Raw genomic sequence first — 16420 nt, 5'->3', positions numbered from 1 at the left:
TTTGCTCGTGATCACCGCAGGAATGCGCCTACCGCTGCGCGATCGCGAGCAGCGCCTCGGTCACTGCGACCGGCTCGGTGATCATCAGGTCGTGGCCGGTGTCGACCTCCCACAGCCGACCCTCGGCTCGCGCCTGCGCAATCATTTCCTGGTCGCGCCCGGGCAGCGAATAGGTGCAGACGATGTGCGACTGCCGAATCGCCCAGAGCGCATCCTCGTTCTTCAGCACCAGCGGTTGCTCGAAGCAGCGCCACGGGTGCGGCGTCAGCCGTTCCGCCATCCACTCCAGATCTGCTGGGTCGCTTACCCCATAGAACAGACCTGCTTCCGGCGAGGGATGCAGTACGAGTTCGACACCATCCTCGACGCGACTCATGGTGCGCGCGGCCAGCATCACCGGTCCTGCCACATCCACGAGCGACTGCCCATTCAGCGGAGTCGCGGCGTCGAGGTAGACCAGGTTCGCGATCCGGTCGGGCGCGCGGTCCGCAGCACCGGTGACAACCATCCCGCCGTAGCTGTGCCCGACCAGGATCACGTCGCGCAGATCCTCGTAGTGCAGCACGGCCCCGATATCGGCGATATGCGTGTCGAGATCGATTGCTGCCGAGAGCAGATGCGCCCGCTCCCCCAGCCCCGACAGAGTCGGGGTGTAGACATCGTGGCCGGCATTGCGCAGCAACGCGGCGACGCGCTGATAACACCAACCGCCGTGCCCGCCGCCGTGCACGAGGACATAGGTTGCCATGGAGCTCCTTCGATCTGGTTAGCGCAAGACAATTCCGCCGTCGACGTTCACGGTCTGGCCGTTGATCCAGGCGCCGTCGTCGGACACCAGAAACGCGACCATGGCCGCGACATCTGTCGCATCGCCGAGACGGGTGCTCCTCGTCTGTTTGAGCATCCCCGCCAACATCCGTTCCGGATATTCGTTGCGCATCGCGTCGGTCAGAATCGGCCCCGGTGTGATCGCATTGGCCCGAATGCCCTCCTTGCCCCAGCGCGAAGCGACATGCCGTGCAAGGGCATTGATGCCCGCCTTGGTGACCGCGTACGCGGGGCGTGCCGGCTCACCGGCGTGTGCGGCGATCGACGACGTGTACACGATTGCGCCGCCGCCGCGCTCGAGCAGTCGCGGCACGCTGTGCCGGGTCACCAGCATGTGGCCACGCAGGTTCACCTCGACGATCCGATCCCAGACGTCGAGCTCGATATCGACCACATCGGTGTCGCTCTGCAGCGCGACCATATCGGCGGCGTTGACATGCACCGCGTCGAGCCCGCCGAATTCCGCCACCGCCGCATCGACCAATGCCTTGACCGAGCTGTCATCGGAGATATCGAACTCGATCCCGATCGCCGTGCCGCCGCTCTCCCCGATCGCACCAGCGGTCTTCTCGGCGCCCGCGAGCGTTCGGCCGCCGACAACCACCTTTGCGCCCTCTTCGGCAAGCCGCGCCGCCGTAGCCGCGCCCAATCCCGATGCAGCACCGGCGATGATCACGACCTTGTTCTGCAGTCCGCGCATCGCGACTCCTCTTGGGTGCTGCCTTCAGTTCTTCTTCGCGTTGAGGCGGGTGACGATGGCGCGGAAGTCCTCGGTCTGGAAGGACTGGTCCTCGGCGACGTTCGCGTAGTCGAGGCTGGCGAGCACGGCCCGCTCGAGGTGAATGTTGAGCATCCGCTTGGTGCTCTCCACGGCCTGCTTGGGCAACTCGGAAATCTTTTTGGCGGCGGCCAGCGCCTCGGCCATGGGATCGGCGACAACGTGGTTGGCCAGACCGATCTCGTACGCCCGTTGCGCCGAGATCTTCGCACCGGTCAGCGAGTACTCCTTGGCCAGCAACAGGCTCATCTGCAATGGCCACGTCAGCGGCCCGCCGTCGGCGGCGACCAGGCCGACCTGCACGTGCGGGTCGGCGAAGTACGCGGTCTCGGCGATGTAGACGATGTCGCTGAGCGCGACCAGGCTGCAGCCGAGGCCGACCGCAGGCCCATTCACCGCGGCGACCACCGGCACGCGGCAACGCGCCATGCCGAGCACGATTTCCCGACCATGCGCAATGGTCTTCGCACGCAGCGCGGCATCCTGGCTGAGCTCCTGCAGATAGGCGAAGTCGCCGCCCGCGGAGAACGCCTTGCCGGCGCCGGTGAGCACCGCGGCGCGCGCGTCCTGATCCTCGCCGAGCCTCGTCCACAGCCGTGCGAGCCCGGCATGCAGCGGATCGTTGACCGCGTTGAGCGCCTCCGGGCGATTCAGCGTGATGATCCGCAGCGACCCGTCGGCGACGACGTCGATCTCTTCCGGCATGTCGTACATGTCAAACTCCCAATCCGAGAATGCGCGAGCCGATGATGTTCTTCTGGATCTGCGAGGTACCGCCCATGACGCTCTGCGCCCGGCTGTACATGTAGGTGCCGAGCATCTCTTCGTCACGGGTGCCGGCCACCGCCAGCGCGGCATGCCCGACGGACTGCTCCACCCAGGTCATCAGAAGCTTGTCCAGCGAGCCTTCGGAGCCGTGGGTGACTCCGTCGAGCTGCTCGGAGAGCCGGCGGCGGACATGCAGGCGCAGCATTTCCGATTGCACTGCCGCCCACTTCAATTCCGTCGACGGACGCTCCTGCGACCGGGCCGCCAGTTGGCGGACGAGCTTGGCGTAGCGAGCCGCGAACCCGAGCGTGGACGGCTCGCGTTCGTGCCCGACGACAGTCATGGCCAGTTTCCAGCCCTCGCCGGGCGCGCCGACCATCTGGTCGGCCGGCACGGTGGCGCCGTCGAAGAGGACCTGCCCGAACTCCTTGGTCACGCCACTGATCATTTTCAGTGGACGCTGCTCGATGCCGGGCTGGTGCATCGGGACGATGAACGCCGAGATGCCACGGTGCCGCGGCGCGTCCGGGTCGGTGCGTGCCAGCAGCAGGCACCAGTCCGCGACGTCGGAGTAGCTCGTCCAGATCTTGTGCCCGTGGATGACGTAGTTGTCGCCGTCCCGGGTGGCGGTCGTGCGCAACGAGGCGAGGTCCGAACCAGCGCCGGGCTCCGAGAAGCCTTGGCACCAGCGCTCGGTGCCGTTGATCATGCCGGGCAGGAAGCGTCGGCTGAGTTCCGCGCTGCCGTGATGGCCGAGGCCGGCGACGAGGTAGCCGAGACTTGGGCGTGCCGGCGCTCCGGCAATGGCGAGCTCCTCGTCGAGGATCACGTCGTAAACGGGCGGGAGTTCCTGTCCACCATACTCTTTCGGCCAGGACAGACCGAAGAAGCCGGCGCCGTAGAGCGCCTGGTGCCATTCACCGGCGCGCGCCCAGTACGCGTCGCCGGAGGTGGGGAACTGCTTGGCGTTGACGGATAGCCATTCCCGCAGCCGGGTGCGGAAGGCGGCTTCGTCCGTCGAGTCACGAAAGTCCAAGATCGATCTCCTCCAGGCTGACGGGGAACAGTTCGGCGGACGTCAATGCCCGCCGCAGGTAGACGTGGGCCAGGCACTCCCAGGTGTTGCCGATACCGCCGTGCACCTGAATCGCGGTCTCGCACACGGTCCATGCGGCCCGCGCGCAGTACAGTTTCGCGATCGCCGCGGCCCGCACCGCCTCGGCGGGCTCGAGTTCGTCGACGGCCCATGCGGCGTGCCGCAGCACGCTGATCGAACCCTCGATCAGGGCCTGGCTCTCGGCGAGCAGATGTGCAACCGCCTGATACGAGCCGATGGTGTTGCCGTACTGTTCGCGCATTTTCGCGTAGTCGACGGCGAGTGCTTGTGCGCCGCGTGCGGTACCGACCAGGTCGGCGCTGGTGACCGTGAGTGCGAGTGCGTTCCAGCGTTCGATTTTCGCGGGCGCCAGGTCGCCGAGGACTTCACCGTCGCCGGCCAACTCCGCGAAACTGCGGGTGAGGTCCGCCCCCGGCGCAGTGCCGCCGATCGGGACCGCCGAGATGGTCGTGCCGGCCACGGCGAGCGCGTGCTCGAGCCCGCGGGCGTCGAAAGCCTCGTTCGCGGGCGCGATCGCCCACGTTTGTTGATCGTCGGTGACATGGCGACGCAGGTCGTCGGCCAGTACCGGCCCGAGGTAGGGCACGTCGACGAGCCCTCGCCCGAATTCCTCTGCGACGATGGCGACTTCGACACCCGAGGCACCATCCGAACGCAGGAAGCGCCATTCGGTCGATGCGACCGCCTTCGCGAGGCGCGCGACCCGCGCCTCGTCTTCGAGGTCCAGGACCGAACCGGGGCCCAGGTCGTCGGCCAGTTTCGCAGCCGCGTCGCGGAGTTGGCGCTGCTCACTCGTCAGCCGGGCATCCATACTGCTCCTTGAGAACTCGGCGTAGCACCTTGCCGGATGGCAGGCGCGGGATTTCGGGTACGAACACCACGCGGCTCAGCCGCTTGTAGCCGGCGAGCCGATCGGCGACCAGCGCGCTCAACTCCTCCGCGGTGACCGGTCCGTCCGTCGACACGGCGGCGACGACGGCTTCCCCGCCCACGCCGTCCGGGACACCGAAGACGGCGCAATCGCGCACCTGCGGATGTCCGTGCAGAACGGTCTCGATTTCGGCAGGCGCGATCTGGAAGCCGCGCACCTTGATCATTTCCTTGAGCCGGTCGGTGAGCCGGATCCAGCCGTCGGCATCGACGTTGCCGACATCCCCGGTGCGATACCAACCGTCGACGAAGGCGTCGGCATTCGCTTGCGCCGGTAAGTATCCCGCCATTACAGAGGAGGCGCGCAGCTGAATCTCGCCGGTCTCGCCCGGACCGACCGCGTCACCGGTGTCGAGCGAGACGACCCGGATATCGACACCCGGCACCGCGCGGCCGACGCTGTCGAGCCGAGCACCTACGACGGGATTGCAGGCGATGACCGGCAACTCGCTGGCACCGTAGGCGGGCACCCAGCGGACCCCCGTGCGATCGGTGACCGCTTGGGCGACACTCGGCGTCACCGGAGTCGCGCCCCACATGATGTAGCGCAGCGAGGACAGATCGTAGGAGTCGAGGTTGGGATGCGATGCGATGGCGAGAGCGATCGGCGCGACGGCCATTTCCACGGTGATGCGGTCGGTCTCGATCGCGCGCAACATCGCGTCGAGATCGAAGCGGCGGTGCAGGCGCATCCAGGCACCGGTATCGAGAACGGTGACGATGTTGAGCAGGCCGAGGATGTGCGAGGGCGGGGTGACGATCTGGATCCGGTCGTCGGCGGTGAGCTCGAGCGCGGCACGCCAGTGCGCGACCGCGACGGCGAACGACGCGTGGGTGTGCCGAACCGCCTTGGGCAGGCCGGTCGTGCCCGAACTGAACACCAGCACCGCGTCGGACTGTGGATCGGGTAAGTCGGGATCGGAGCGATCGGCGGACCCCGGCCGCGCCTCGATCGGGTCGTCGAGGTGCAGCATCGGAGCGAGTTCGGCAAGGACCTCGCTGTCGCCGACCGCGCACGTCGGACCGGTCACCTCGAGGGCGTGCGAGACCTCGTCGCGCTTCCAGGCCGGGCTGATCAAGACCACGGCGGCACCGAGACGCCAGATCGCCTGCACGGCGATCACGAACTCGGGCCGATTCGACGACATCAGTGCAACTCTGTCCCCTGGGCGTACGCCCCGCCCCGCCAGCGCGTCGGCCATGCCGCCGGCGAGGGAGTCGAGTTCGGCGCGGGTGTACTCCCGGCCGTCGAAGGCCAGCACAGCACGCGCGGCGGACACCTTGTCCGTCACGGCGGCCGGGGTCGCCGCGGGCGCCCCGTCTCGCGTGCTGGAATTCAACATTGAGAAGATCCCGTCTCGTCAGTGAGAATAGTATTCTCTTTGTATTAGAATGTTAATACCAGGAGAAGTCGGGTGATGGCGAGACCCCCGCTTTCAGGATCGTCGCGAGGCGGTCGCCGGACCGATCCAGACCGACGCAACACCACACGGCGATGCGGAGCAAGCAAGTGACCAACGGAACAGAGACCAAGGATGCGGCCATGACAGGCGCGGCGACGAACGGCGCCGGGTCCGGCGATGTGCAGAATGGCGCCGCGTCCGGCGACGTGCAGAATGGCGCCGCGTCCGGCGACACTGTCACCATCCACCTCAACAACAAGAAGGTGACCGTCCCGCGCAAGGACGGCGAGACCATCCTGGACAGCGCGCGACGCGCCGGCCTCGCCCCACCGTTCTCCTGCGAGGCGGGGAACTGCGCCACCTGCATCGCCAAGCTCGACGAGGGAACCGCGACGATGCGCGTGAACGACGCGCTCGACGACGACGAGGTCGAGGAGGGCTACGTGCTCACCTGCCAGGCAGTCCCCGACGGGCCCGTGAAGGTCTGCTACGAATGACCACCCGCGCCGGGTAGCTCACATACCCGCTACGTCCAGGTGCACACAACGAGGAGTGTCGATGGCCAAGGGAATCTTCTATGTCGAGAGCCGACCCACCGGGCCGGACCGCGACCTGGAGTACAACACCTGGTACAACGAAGTGCATATTCCCGAGCTGCTCGCCCTCGATGGCTTCGTCGCTGCACGCCGCCTGCGGCCGGTGCAGGACGACGGCCCGTACGTATCGATCTACGAGCTCGAGGGTGACGATCTCGAGGCGATCATCGCGAACATGATCGCCGCAGCGGGCCGCGGCGAGTTCCGTTTGTCGGACGCGATGCAGATGGATCCGCCGCCGAGCTACCGGCTGCTCGAGCTCACCACCGAACGCGTTGCGGTGGCCTGAAATGGGTCGCGTAGACGGAAAAGTCGTACTCGTCACCGGCGCAGCCCGCGGGATGGGTCGCAGTCACGCGTTGAAGTTGGCCGCGGAGGGCGCCGATCTGATCCTGGTCGACATCTGTGCCCCGGTCGAGCCGGTCCCCTACCCGATGAGCGGCAAGGACGATCTCGACGAGACCGCCGCTGCCGTGTCCGCGCTCGGCAGGCGCGTCGCCGCGGCAGCGATCGACGTACGTGACGGCGCGCGGCTCGCCGAGTTCACCGCCGAGTCGGTGGCCACGCTCGGCGGCCTCGACGCTGCGGTCGCCAACGCCGGAGTTATCACGTCGGGCACCTGGGACACCACGACCGCCGACGACTGGCGCACGGTGCTCGACGTCAACCTCATCGGCGTCTGGAACACCTGCGTCGCCGCGATCCCGCACCTGATCGAGCGGGGCGGCGGCAGCCTGATCAACATCAGCTCGGCAGCAGGAATCAAGGGCAATCCGCTGACCTCGCCCTACACCGCGTCCAAGCACGGGGTGGTCGGGCTGAGCCGCTCGTTGGCGAACGAGCTGGCGCAGAACTCGATTCGAGTCAACACGGTGCATCCGACGGGTGTCGTGACCGGGATGTCGGTGCCGGCGATGCACGAGCTGATGGCCACCACGCGCGGCGACCTCGGACCGATCTACCAGAATGCGTTGCCGGTCCAGGTTATCGAAGCGGCCGACGTCAGCAACGCGGTGTTGTACCTTGCGTCGGACGAGTCACGCTTCGTGACCGGCACCGAGCTCAAGGTCGATGCCGGCGTGACGATTCGCTGATCCAACTCCGCACCGGCACAACGTTCGAAAGGTGGCACGTCGTGGTCGATGCCGAAGTACAGGTGCCGTATCGGGTGGTGCAGTGGGCCACCGGGAACGTCGGCAAGGTCGCGGTCCGTCATTTTGCCGGCAACCCAGTGTTCGATCTCGTCGCAGTCCTGGTGTTCGATGCAGGGAAGGTGGGCAAGGATGCCGGCGAGATCGCCGGCACCGAACCTGTCGGTGTGCTCGCGACCGATGACGTCGATGCCGTGCTGGCGTTGCGCGCGGACTGCGTCATGTATTCACCGATCTGGGCCGATGTCGACGCCATCTGTCGAATTCTGCGCTCGGGCAAGAACGTCGTATCGACCAGCGGCCCGTTCTTTCGTACGGATTTCACCCGGGCGGACTTCGACCGAATCGAGGCAGCCTGCCAGGAGGGCAACAGCTCGTATCACGGGGGCGGCATTCATCCGGGCTTCGCGGGCGATCTGCTGCCGCTGACTATGGCACGGCTCGCCAGCCGGATCGACAAGTTGCACATCTACGAGTACGTGAATTTCGGGACCGACCCGTCGAAGTACATCGAGCTGATGGGCATGGGCGCCGATCCCGAGCAATTTCTCGCCGGCCCAACGCTGTTGGGTGAGTCGCACCCCTACTTCACCCAGAGCATCACCGAGGTCGTCGAAGGACTCGGCAAGACGATCGAGAAAGTCACCCGCGATGTCGAGATCGCGGTGACCACCCGCGACATCGGCTACGAGGGACCGCCCGACAGCGACATGCCGGGCGCGACCGGTGTCATCAAAGCCGGCACGGTCGGCGCGCAGCACCACCAGTGGACCGCCTGGGTCGACGGCACGCCGCTGGTCGTGTGCCACGCCGTGTACACAATGGGCGACGAAGCCGTCGAACCGAACTGGAATTGCGGCCACACCCGCTACCGCATCGTCATCGAGGGTGACCCACCGACCGAGCTCGTGCTCCAGGGCGCCGCGAATCCCGACGGGAGCCATACACACCCGGGCTACATCTGGACGGCGATGGACGTCGTCAACACGATCCCGGCCGTGTGCGATGCCGAGCCCGGCATCGTCACCGACTTCGACCTCGGCCTGGTCCGGCCACGTGGGATCGTCGGGGGTCCGTCGTAGTTTCGATCGTCGGGCTCGTCCGCTGACAATCGAACCCTGCTAGGGCAGACTCCGACAGACACCCGCACCGGCTCGAAAGGGAACCCCTCAATGGACCTTCACCTCGGCGGAAAGACCGCTGTCGTCACCGGCGCGAGCAAAGGCATCGGGCTCGCCATCAGCAGCGCCCTGATCGACGCCGGTGCCCACGTTGTAGCCGGATCACGCAGCAACAGCGCGGGTCTCGCGAAACTCGCCGAAACCGGCAACCTCACCCATGTCGCCGTCGACCTGACCGCACCGGACGCAGGCGCGCACCTCGTCGAGACTGCCGCCGCGCGGGGCGGCATCGACATCCTGGTGAACAACGCCGGCGCCGTCACGCCGCGCACCGGCGGCTTCGCCTCGATCAGCGACGACGACTGGCTCGCGACCTGGACGCTCGGACTGATGGCAACGGTCCGCACCACCCGGGCAGCGCTGCCACACTTGATCGCCTCGGGCGCCGGAACCATCGTGATGATCGGATCCGTCAACGCCTACCTCCCGGATCCGATCGTGCTCGACTACAGCGCGACCAAAGCTGCGTTGACCAACCTCGCCAAGGGCCTGTCCAAGGAACTGGGCCCACACAATATTCGCGTCAACTCCATCAGCCCCGGTCCCGTGGCGACCGACCTCTGGCTCGCCGACGGTGGCGTCGCCACCACCGTGGCTGGAGTGACCGGTCGCAGTGCGACCGACATCGCGGACGGCGCGGTGGCCGACACCGTGACGAAACGGTTCACCACCGCAGCGGAAGTCGCGAACGTTGCCGTGTTCCTGGCCAGTGATGTGGCGGCGAACATCACCGGTACCGATGTCACCATCGACGGCGGCATGATCACCACGATCTGACGGCAGCGCTACCCGCGCTACCCCGTGCGGTCACCGTGTTCGCCGAGGCGCGGCGGGGGACCGTATTCGGGCTCGTATCCGTCGAAGCGAATCGGGCTGCCGATCAGCTGGAAGTCACCGGCCTTCACCACCACGTCCGGGGTGGCCGCCAGCGCATCGGGCAGTGTGCGCACCGCGGCCGCGGGAACACCGAGCGGATGCAGCCGGGCTTCCCACGCGGCAGCGGTGTCGGTGGCGAGCACCTTCGTCACCACGTCGAGCACCTCGTCGCGTTTCGCCGCCCGCTCTGCCATCGTGGTGTAGCCGTCGATGCCGGCCTCGGTTGCGAACGACCGCCAGAATCCGTCGTGAGTGACGAACAGCGCCAGGTAGCCCTCCGCGGTCGGGAACAATTGCGCGGGAACGTAATAGGAGTGCGCGCCGTGCGGCATCCGCCGCGGCTCGGTGCCCTCGTTGAGATAGGCCGAGGCGCGGTAGTTCAGCTGGGACAGCATCACGTCGCGCAAGGAGACCTCGACCTGTCCCCCGCGACCGGACACGATCTGCGCGAGCAAGCCGAGTGCCGCGGTGAGGCCGGTCGAGTTGTCGGCGGCGGAGTAGCCGGGCAGGGTCGGCGGGCCATCCGGATCCCCGGTGAGGGCCGCGACACCCGTCACGGCCTGAATCACGTAGTCGAACGCCGGATCGTCACCGGCGGACATGCCGAACCCGGTGAGCGCAACGCAGACGATCTTGTCGTTCCATTTGCGCAACGCATCGTAGGTCAAGCCGTAGCGCCGAATCGCCGACGGCTTCAAGTTCACCAACAACGCATGCGACTCGGCGGCGAGCTCGCCGAGCCGTTGTTGCCCTGCCTCGGTGGTCAGGTCGACGCAGATGCTGCGTTTGCCGCGGTTGAGGCTGGCGAAATAGGCGTCGCTGACTTGGCGCGAGAGGTCGCCGGTCGGCGGTTCGAGCTTGGTCACCTCGGCGCCGAGGTCGGCGAGCACCATCGTCGCGTAGGGGCCGGCCAGGATGTGACCGACCTCGAGGATCCGAATTCCGGCAAGCGGTCCCTGGGTCACCTGAGTTCCTTGGCGAGTTCGGCCACAACCTCACGGGTCCGGTACTTCGAGGCGACGAGTTCGTCGCGGGTGTCGCCGATCGGCAGCAGGCGCATCGAGAGGTCCGTGGCTCCCGCGTCCCGATACCGGCGGAATCCTTCGAGGATCGCCTCTTCGTCGCCGGCGATGCAGATATCGCCCACATTGCGCGCATCGCCGTGTTCGAGCAGCTTCTGGTAGTTCGGCGAGTACTCGGCTTCGGCGAGGATCCGGTTCGCTCGCTCGCGAGCCTCGTCAGCCTCCGACGGCTTGCACAGACAGACCGGCACGCCGGCCACCACGCGAGGCGCCGGCCGTCCGGCATTGTCGGCCGCCTTGGTGATGCGCGGGGCGATATGGTCGGCGATCGCCCGGTAGTCCGCCATCCACAACACGGTTCCGTCGGCTTGCTCACCGGCGATGCCGAGCATCACCGGTCCGAGTGCGGCGACCAGAACGGGCATCGGCGCGAGCGGGGTGAGATCGAACGGATTGTGCACGGTGAAGTTCGTGTTCTCGACGTCGACCGAGCCGGTCGCCGCCTGCGCCGCCGCGAGCACCTCGAGATAATCACGGGTGTATCGGGCCGGCTTTTCGTAGGGCAGGCCGAGCATGTCCGTGACGATCCAGTGGTGCGACGGGCCGACACCGAGGCTCAGCCTGCCACCGATCGCGGCGTGCACCGAAAGCGCCTGGCGCGCCAAGGCAATGGGGTGCTGAGCCGGCAGTGGTACGACCGCGGTGCCGATCTCGATCGTGCTCGTGCGGGTGCCCATCATCGTCACGGCAGTGAGCGCGTCGAAGTCGTTGGGTACCTGCGGAACCCACACGGTGTCCATGCCCGCGGACTCCGCCCATTCCGCGTCGGCGATCATCCGCGACACCTTGCGCGCGGAGTCACCACGCTCCGGCCCGCTCATCACTCCGATCCGCACAATTCCTCCAGCTCGACACCGTATGCGTGACCGAACGGCCGACGCGATTGTCCTACTTGTAGTTTCGCCTCGCTCAGGACGGCGCGGGTGTGCCGGTGAGCTTGCGGATCTCGGTCACCAGCACGTCGAGTGCCGTTCCGGTCGGGAAGACCGCGGCCGCGCCGGCCTCGAGCAGTTTGGGCACGTCGGACTGTGGAATCGTCCCGCCCACCACCACGGCGATGTCGCCGGCGTCGGCCTCGCGCAGGGCGTCGACAACCCGCTTCGTGAGTGCGACATGCGCGCCGGAGAGAATGCTCAGCCCGACAACGGTGACGTCCTCCTGCAAGGCGATCGACACGATGTCCTCGATCTTCTGCCGGATTCCGGTGTAGATCACCTCGAATCCCGCGTCGCGCAACGTGCGCGCGACGATCTTGGCACCGCGATCGTGCCCGTCCAGGCCGGGCTTGGCGACGAGAACGCGGGCGGTCATCAGAACACCACCGGCTGCTGGAACTCGCCCCAGACGTCCTTCAGCGTGGTCACCATCTCGCCGACGGTGCAGTACGCGTTCGCGCAGTCGATCAACTTGTGCATCAGATTGTCGGTTCCTTCCGCAGCGCGGGATAGTGCGGCGAGCGCGTCCTTGACGGCGAGCGGGTCACGTTCTGCCTTCACCCGCGCGAGGCGCTCGAGCTGCAGCCGGCGTCCCTCCGCGTCGAGTTCGTAGGTGGAGATCTCGGGCGCCGGTTCCGGCGAGACGAACCGGTTCACCCCGACCACCGGTCGCTCGCCGTTCTCGACCTCGTGGTGCAACTTGAAGGCCTCGTCGGCGATGAGGCCCTGCAGGTAGCCGTCCTCGATCGCGCGGACCATGCCGCCATGCTGTTCGAGGTCGTCCATGATCTCGATGATCTTTTCCTCGGTGGCGTCGGTGAGTGCCTCGACGAAGTACGAGCCACCGAGCGGATCGGCGACTCGCGTCACCCCCGTCTCGTACGCGAGGATCTGCTGCGTTCGCAGGGCCATCGTCGCGGATTCCTCGCTCGGCAGGGCGAATGGCTCGTCCCACGCGGCGGTGAACATCGACTGCACGCCGCCGAGGACGGAGGCCATCGCCTCGTAGGCGATCCGGACCAGGTTGTTCTGCGCCTGGGGGGCATACAGCGACGCGCCACCCGCCACGCAACCGAACCGGAACATCGACGCCTTGTCGACGGTCGAGCCGTAGCGCTCGCGCACGATCGTGGCCCAACGGCGCCGTCCGGCACGGTATTTTGCGATCTCTTCGAAGAAGTCGCCGTGCGTGTAGAAGAAGAACGAGACCTGCGGCGCGAACTGGTCGATCGTCAGTCGGCCGCGCTCGACCACCGTGTCGCAGTACGTGACGCCGTCGGCAAGCGTGAACGCCATCTCCTGCACCGCGGTCGCACCGGCGTCGCGGAAATGCGCACCCGCGACCGAAATCGCGTTGAAGCGCGGCACCTCGGCGGCGCAGAACTCGATCGTGTCGGCGATCAGCCGCAGCGACGGTTCGGGCGGCCAGATCCAGGTGCCGCGGGAGGCGTATTCCTTGAGGATGTCGTTCTGGATCGTGCCGGTGAGCTTTTCGCGCGGCACGCCCTTGCGCTCGGCGGCGGCGACGTAGAACGCGAGCAGGATCGCCGCGGTTCCGTTGATGGTGAAGCTGGTGCTGATCTTGTCGAGCGGAATATCGTCGAACAGCACCTCGGCGTCGGCGAGGGTGTCGACCGCAACGCCTACCCGACCGACCTCTTCACTCACCTCGGGATCGTCGGAGTCGTAGCCACACTGGGTGGGCAGGTCGAGGGCAACCGACAACCCGGTGCCGCCCTGTTCGAGCAGGTACCGGTACCGGCGGTTGGATTCCTCGGCAGTGCCGAAGCCCGAGTACTGCCGGAACGTCCAGGTGCGGCCGCGATAGCCCGTGGCGAAGTTGCCGCGGGTGAACGGATAGCTGCCCGGCGCGGGGGGCTCGGCAACCAGATCGTCCGGTCCGTAGACCGGCTCGAGCGGGATGCCGGAGGAGGTTTTCACGGTCTCGTTCATCGTTGGATACGGTACTTGCAGAAAATGAGAATGCCAATACCATTCGCGGCGAAGAGTGCCGATCTACTAGGAGAACGCATGGACAAGCAGGGTTTACTCACCGATCGGACGATGGTTGTCTCCGGCGCGAGCCGCGGCATCGGGTTGGCGATCGCCATTGCGGCGGCCGGGCAAGGCGCGAATGTGGTCCTGCTCGCGAAGACCGCCGAGCCGCATCCGCGCCTGCAGGGCACCGTGCACACCGCCGTCGCGGAAATCGAAGCCGCGGGCGGCAAGGCCATTGCGGTGGTCGGCGATGTCCGCCGCGAAGAGGATGTCGTGCGGGCAGTCGAAACCGCGGTCGAGCATTTCGGCGGCATCGATATCTGCGTCAACAACGCGAGTGCGATCGCGGTCGAACCGACCGAACACCTCTCGGCCAAGAAGTACGACCTCATGCAGGAGATCAACTGCCGCGGCACGTTCCTGCTGACCAAAGCCTGCCTGCCGCATCTGCGCAAATCGGCAAATCCGCACGTCCTCACGATTGCCCCGCCGGTCAACCTGAACCCGCACTGGCTCGGCGCGCATCCGGCCTACACCTTGTCCAAATACGGCATGGCGCTGCTGGCCCTCGGTGTCGCCGCCGAGTACGCCGAGGCGGGTGTTGCGTCGAACTGCCTGTGGCCCGAGACCTACATCGCGACCTCCGCGGTGTCGAACATGGCCGACGGGGACAGTCTGCTCTCCTCCTCGCGCAGCCCGCAGATCATGGCCGACGCGGCGGTCGAGATCCTGTCCCGGCCCGCCCGCGAGGCGACCGGCAACTGCTACATCGACGCGGAAGTGCTGGCCGAGGCAGGCGTCACCGATCTGTCCGGCTACGGCGGCGGCGATCGGCCCATCATCGACCTCTTCCTCGACCGCACCCAGGTGGTCGGGGCGCGGTCATGACGGTCGATGCGTCCCGCCGAGAGACCTACGAGGCCGGCCTGGCGGTGCGCAAGGAGGTCGTCGGCGAGCAGTACGTCGAACGCGCGCTGGCGAACGCGACCGACTTCTCGGCGCCGATGCAGGATCTCGTCACCGAGTACTGCTGGGGCGCGGTGTGGACGCGCCCCGGCCTCACCCGCAGTACGCGGTCGCTGATCAACCTGGCGATGCTGACGGCGCTCAATCGCCCGACCGAGTTCGCCACTCATGTGCGTGGTGCGCTGACGAACGGCGTCACCACCGACGAGATCCGCGAGGTCCTGCTGCAGACGGCCGTCTACGTGGGGGTGCCCGCGGCGCTGGAATCGTTCCGGATCGCCGAACGGGTGATCGCGGAGGCCGGCGATGAGTGACACCAATACCCGGCACGTGGCCTTCCTCGGCCTCGGCAACATGGGCGCACGGATGGCGCGGCGGCTCGTCGACGCCGGGCACGACGTGGTCGGGTTCGACCCGGTCGAATCGGCTCGCAACGCACTCACCGAAGCGGGTGGGCGAGCCGAGCCGAGCGCGGCGGGAGCGATCACCGGCGCCGCGACGGTCATCCTCATGCTGCCGAATTCCGCGGTGGTCGAGGCGATTCTGGAGGACCCCGCCGTCGTCGCCGCGCTGCAACCCGGCATGACGGTGGTGGACATGAGTTCGTCCGACCCCATGTCGACCCGCCGCCTCGCGGACCGTCTCGCCGCGCGCGGGATCGCGCTCGTCGACGCGCCGGTGTCCGGCGGCGTCAGCGGTGCCGAGGCGGGGACGCTCACGATCATGGCGGGCGGCTCCGTGGATGCGGTGGTCGCCGTCGAGAAGGTGCTCGCACCGATGGGCACACCCCGCCGGATCGGCGACTGCGGCGCCGGGCACGCGATCAAGGCGATCAACAATCTGCTCGCCGCGGTCCACCTCCTCGCGACCGCCGAGGGGTATGCCGCCGGGCTGCGATTCGGCCTCGACCCCGAGGTGATCGTGTCGACCATCAACGCCGCGAGCGGTCGCAGCGCGTCCACGGAGATCAAGTTTCCGAAGTTCGTCGTCCCCGAGACGTACGACTCCGGCTTCGCGCTGGCCCTGATGCTCAAGGACATGCGGACTGCGACCGGGCTCGCAGCGGAGCTCGGTGTGCCTGCGGTACTCGGTGAATGCGCGGTCGGGCTGTGGTCCGCCGCCGACGCCGACCTCGGCCCCGGAGCGGATCAGACCGAGATCGCCCGGTGGGTGCGCGACGGCTCGGCGCGCGCCACGACGAGTTCGGCGTCGGTGCACCAAGCGCCCTGAAACGCCACTTGCGAAAAAAGAGAATACCACTACCATGAGGGGAACCTAACTTCGGTCGGTGCGGCATTCGTGCAACATCGACACATCAGGTCGGAGGCAACCGTGACCGCACCAATGCATGACGCCGAACCTATCCGCGTCACGGTCGCTCCGGCCCTCGACTATTTCGAAAAGTGCCCGCGCTGCGGCTATCCCGCCGAGGCGGTGGTCACGGCGCGTACATACGCGGATGGCGCCGTCGACCGCGAGCTTGTTGCCACCTGCGGATTGCCGTGCGGTTGGAAATCGGCGGGATAGGCGCACCCCCGATGTACGTCTGTCTGTGCCATGGGGTGACCTCACGCGAGGTCGCCGAGGTGGTGGCGCGCGGCGCGTGCACCTCGAATCAGGTTGCGGCGGCATGTGGTGCCGGCACGGACTGCGGCCGATGCCGCCGGACGGTGCAGTCCATCATCGCCGCCGCGAACAGCGAGCAGGACGACGAACCCGCGCCGGCGCGCCCGCTGCGGCGCGAACATGTCGGGGTGATCGGTCGTTCGGCCTGACCGATCCCCTCGACTCGGAACCTCGCACCACCGGCC

At 67.2% G+C, this 16420-nt stretch carries 19 protein-coding genes; 9 read left to right on the top strand and 10 right to left on the bottom strand.

Annotated features, from left to right (window positions below; genetic code table 11):
• Nucleotides 1-28 precede the first annotated feature (28 nt).
• From OG921_RS13590 to OG921_RS13565, 6 genes are read right to left on the bottom strand one after another with little or no spacing between them, the layout of a single operon-like run.
• Nucleotides 29-748 (bottom strand): alpha/beta fold hydrolase, encoded by a 720-nt coding sequence (locus OG921_RS13590; RefSeq protein ID WP_266112994.1) that lies wholly within the window; start codon nucleotides 746-748, stop codon nucleotides 29-31.
• Between the two features lie 18 nt (nucleotides 749-766).
• Nucleotides 767-1528, bottom strand: a complete 762-nt coding sequence (locus tag OG921_RS13585; protein ID WP_266112993.1) for an SDR family NAD(P)-dependent oxidoreductase — start codon at nucleotides 1526-1528, stop codon at nucleotides 767-769.
• 24 nt (nucleotides 1529-1552) lie between these two features.
• A complete protein-coding gene (locus OG921_RS13580) occupies nucleotides 1553-2320 on the bottom strand; it encodes an enoyl-CoA hydratase/isomerase family protein (RefSeq protein ID WP_266112992.1) in 768 nt (255 codons plus the stop codon).
• Between the two features lies 1 nt (nucleotide 2321).
• Nucleotides 2322-3410 (bottom strand): acyl-CoA dehydrogenase family protein, encoded by a 1089-nt coding sequence (locus OG921_RS13575; protein WP_266112991.1) that lies wholly within the window; start codon nucleotides 3408-3410, stop codon nucleotides 2322-2324.
• Nucleotides 3397-4302, bottom strand: a complete 906-nt coding sequence (locus OG921_RS13570; RefSeq protein ID WP_266112990.1) for an acyl-CoA dehydrogenase family protein — start codon at nucleotides 4300-4302, stop codon at nucleotides 3397-3399. The genes OG921_RS13575 and OG921_RS13570 overlap by 14 nt, the downstream gene beginning before the upstream one ends.
• Nucleotides 4280-5764 (bottom strand): class I adenylate-forming enzyme family protein, encoded by a 1485-nt coding sequence (locus OG921_RS13565; RefSeq protein ID WP_266112989.1) that lies wholly within the window; start codon nucleotides 5762-5764, stop codon nucleotides 4280-4282. The genes OG921_RS13570 and OG921_RS13565 overlap by 23 nt, the downstream gene beginning before the upstream one ends.
• Nucleotides 5765-5931: 167 nt before the next feature.
• On the opposite strand from OG921_RS13565, the gene OG921_RS13560 reads away from it, so the two are divergent.
• From OG921_RS13560 to OG921_RS13540, 5 genes are all read left to right on the top strand, one after another.
• Nucleotides 5932-6321, top strand: a complete 390-nt coding sequence (locus tag OG921_RS13560; RefSeq protein WP_323182776.1) for a 2Fe-2S iron-sulfur cluster binding domain-containing protein — start codon at nucleotides 5932-5934, stop codon at nucleotides 6319-6321.
• Nucleotides 6322-6382: 61 nt separating this feature from the next.
• Nucleotides 6383-6709, top strand: coding sequence for a DUF4286 family protein (locus OG921_RS13555; RefSeq protein ID WP_266112988.1), 327 nt, complete (start codon nucleotides 6383-6385; stop codon nucleotides 6707-6709).
• A gap of 1 nt (nucleotide 6710) precedes the next feature.
• Complete coding sequence (locus tag OG921_RS13550) at nucleotides 6711-7514, top strand: mycofactocin-coupled SDR family oxidoreductase (RefSeq protein WP_266112987.1); 804 nt, start codon at nucleotides 6711-6713, stop codon at nucleotides 7512-7514.
• Between the two features lie 41 nt (nucleotides 7515-7555).
• Entirely contained in the window at nucleotides 7556-8653 is a 1098-nt protein-coding gene (locus tag OG921_RS13545) for a dihydrodipicolinate reductase (protein WP_266112986.1), read from the top strand.
• A gap of 90 nt (nucleotides 8654-8743) precedes the next feature.
• Complete coding sequence (locus OG921_RS13540; RefSeq protein WP_266112985.1) at nucleotides 8744-9529, top strand: SDR family NAD(P)-dependent oxidoreductase; 786 nt, start codon at nucleotides 8744-8746, stop codon at nucleotides 9527-9529.
• A 17-nt stretch (nucleotides 9530-9546) separates the two neighbouring features.
• Here OG921_RS13540 and OG921_RS13535 read toward each other — a convergent pair whose 3' ends face one another.
• The 4 genes from OG921_RS13535 to OG921_RS13520 all read right to left on the bottom strand — a co-directional run bounded on the left by OG921_RS13535 (nucleotide 9547) and on the right by OG921_RS13520 (nucleotide 13598).
• Entirely contained in the window at nucleotides 9547-10593 is a 1047-nt protein-coding gene (locus OG921_RS13535; RefSeq protein WP_266112984.1) for a CaiB/BaiF CoA-transferase family protein, read from the bottom strand.
• Complete coding sequence (locus tag OG921_RS13530; protein ID WP_266112983.1) at nucleotides 10590-11546, bottom strand: LLM class F420-dependent oxidoreductase; 957 nt, start codon at nucleotides 11544-11546, stop codon at nucleotides 10590-10592. Before OG921_RS13530 ends, OG921_RS13535 begins: the two co-directional genes overlap by 4 nt.
• A gap of 73 nt (nucleotides 11547-11619) precedes the next feature.
• Entirely contained in the window at nucleotides 11620-12021 is a 402-nt protein-coding gene (locus OG921_RS13525; RefSeq protein WP_266112982.1) for a cobalamin B12-binding domain-containing protein, read from the bottom strand.
• Nucleotides 12021-13598, bottom strand: a complete 1578-nt coding sequence (locus OG921_RS13520) for a methylmalonyl-CoA mutase family protein (protein ID WP_266112981.1) — start codon at nucleotides 13596-13598, stop codon at nucleotides 12021-12023. Before OG921_RS13520 ends, OG921_RS13525 begins: the two co-directional genes overlap by 1 nt.
• Before the next feature lie 78 nt (nucleotides 13599-13676).
• On the opposite strand from OG921_RS13520, the gene OG921_RS13515 reads away from it, so the two are divergent.
• The 4 genes from OG921_RS13515 to OG921_RS13500 all read left to right on the top strand — a co-directional run bounded on the left by OG921_RS13515 (nucleotide 13677) and on the right by OG921_RS13500 (nucleotide 16384).
• Nucleotides 13677-14531, top strand: a complete 855-nt coding sequence (locus tag OG921_RS13515; protein WP_266112980.1) for an NAD(P)-dependent oxidoreductase — start codon at nucleotides 13677-13679, stop codon at nucleotides 14529-14531.
• Nucleotides 14528-14923, top strand: a complete 396-nt coding sequence (locus OG921_RS13510; protein WP_266112979.1) for a carboxymuconolactone decarboxylase family protein — start codon at nucleotides 14528-14530, stop codon at nucleotides 14921-14923. The genes OG921_RS13515 and OG921_RS13510 overlap by 4 nt, the downstream gene beginning before the upstream one ends.
• The gene (locus tag OG921_RS13505) at nucleotides 14916-15839 is read left to right on the top strand and encodes an NAD(P)-dependent oxidoreductase (protein WP_266112978.1); all 924 of its coding nucleotides are present in this window, start codon (nucleotides 14916-14918) and stop codon (nucleotides 15837-15839) included. The genes OG921_RS13510 and OG921_RS13505 overlap by 8 nt, the downstream gene beginning before the upstream one ends.
• A gap of 308 nt (nucleotides 15840-16147) precedes the next feature.
• Nucleotides 16148-16384, top strand: coding sequence for a bacterioferritin-associated ferredoxin (locus tag OG921_RS13500; protein WP_266113219.1), 237 nt, complete (start codon nucleotides 16148-16150; stop codon nucleotides 16382-16384).
• Nucleotides 16385-16420: the final 36 nt, after the last annotated feature.

Origin of the sequence: Aldersonia sp. NBC_00410 (assembly GCF_026342035.1) — a bacterium.
Classification (GTDB): domain Bacteria; phylum Actinomycetota; class Actinomycetes; order Mycobacteriales; family Mycobacteriaceae; genus Aldersonia.
This window is presented reverse-complemented; position numbering and strand designations above follow the sequence as displayed.

What these genes read in the sequence shown, in the direction of transcription:
- OG921_RS13515 (WP_266112980.1), top strand. Translation starts at nt 13,677, where the DNA reads ATGGACAAGCAGGGTTTACTCACCGATCGGACGATGGTTGTCTCCGGC.
- OG921_RS13550 (WP_266112987.1), top strand. Translation starts at nt 6,711, where the DNA reads ATGGGTCGCGTAGACGGAAAAGTCGTACTCGTCACCGGCGCAGCCCGC.
- OG921_RS13540 (WP_266112985.1), top strand. Translation starts at nt 8,744, where the DNA reads ATGGACCTTCACCTCGGCGGAAAGACCGCTGTCGTCACCGGCGCGAGC.
- OG921_RS13520 (WP_266112981.1), bottom strand. Translation starts at nt 13,598, where the DNA reads ATGAACGAGACCGTGAAAACCTCCTCCGGCATCCCGCTCGAGCCGGTC.
- OG921_RS13580 (WP_266112992.1), bottom strand. Translation starts at nt 2,320, where the DNA reads ATGTACGACATGCCGGAAGAGATCGACGTCGTCGCCGACGGGTCGCTG.
- OG921_RS13500 (WP_266113219.1), top strand. Translation starts at nt 16,148, where the DNA reads ATGTACGTCTGTCTGTGCCATGGGGTGACCTCACGCGAGGTCGCCGAG.
- OG921_RS13525 (WP_266112982.1), bottom strand. Translation starts at nt 12,021, where the DNA reads ATGACCGCCCGCGTTCTCGTCGCCAAGCCCGGCCTGGACGGGCACGAT.
- OG921_RS13590 (WP_266112994.1), bottom strand. Translation starts at nt 748, where the DNA reads ATGGCAACCTATGTCCTCGTGCACGGCGGCGGGCACGGCGGTTGGTGT.
- OG921_RS13510 (WP_266112979.1), top strand. Translation starts at nt 14,528, where the DNA reads ATGACGGTCGATGCGTCCCGCCGAGAGACCTACGAGGCCGGCCTGGCG.
- OG921_RS13585 (WP_266112993.1), bottom strand. Translation starts at nt 1,528, where the DNA reads ATGCGCGGACTGCAGAACAAGGTCGTGATCATCGCCGGTGCTGCATCG.
- OG921_RS13565 (WP_266112989.1), bottom strand. Translation starts at nt 5,764, where the DNA reads ATGTTGAATTCCAGCACGCGAGACGGGGCGCCCGCGGCGACCCCGGCC.
- OG921_RS13555 (WP_266112988.1), top strand. Translation starts at nt 6,383, where the DNA reads ATGGCCAAGGGAATCTTCTATGTCGAGAGCCGACCCACCGGGCCGGAC.
- OG921_RS13570 (WP_266112990.1), bottom strand. Translation starts at nt 4,302, where the DNA reads ATGGATGCCCGGCTGACGAGTGAGCAGCGCCAACTCCGCGACGCGGCT.
- OG921_RS13505 (WP_266112978.1), top strand. Translation starts at nt 14,916, where the DNA reads ATGAGTGACACCAATACCCGGCACGTGGCCTTCCTCGGCCTCGGCAAC.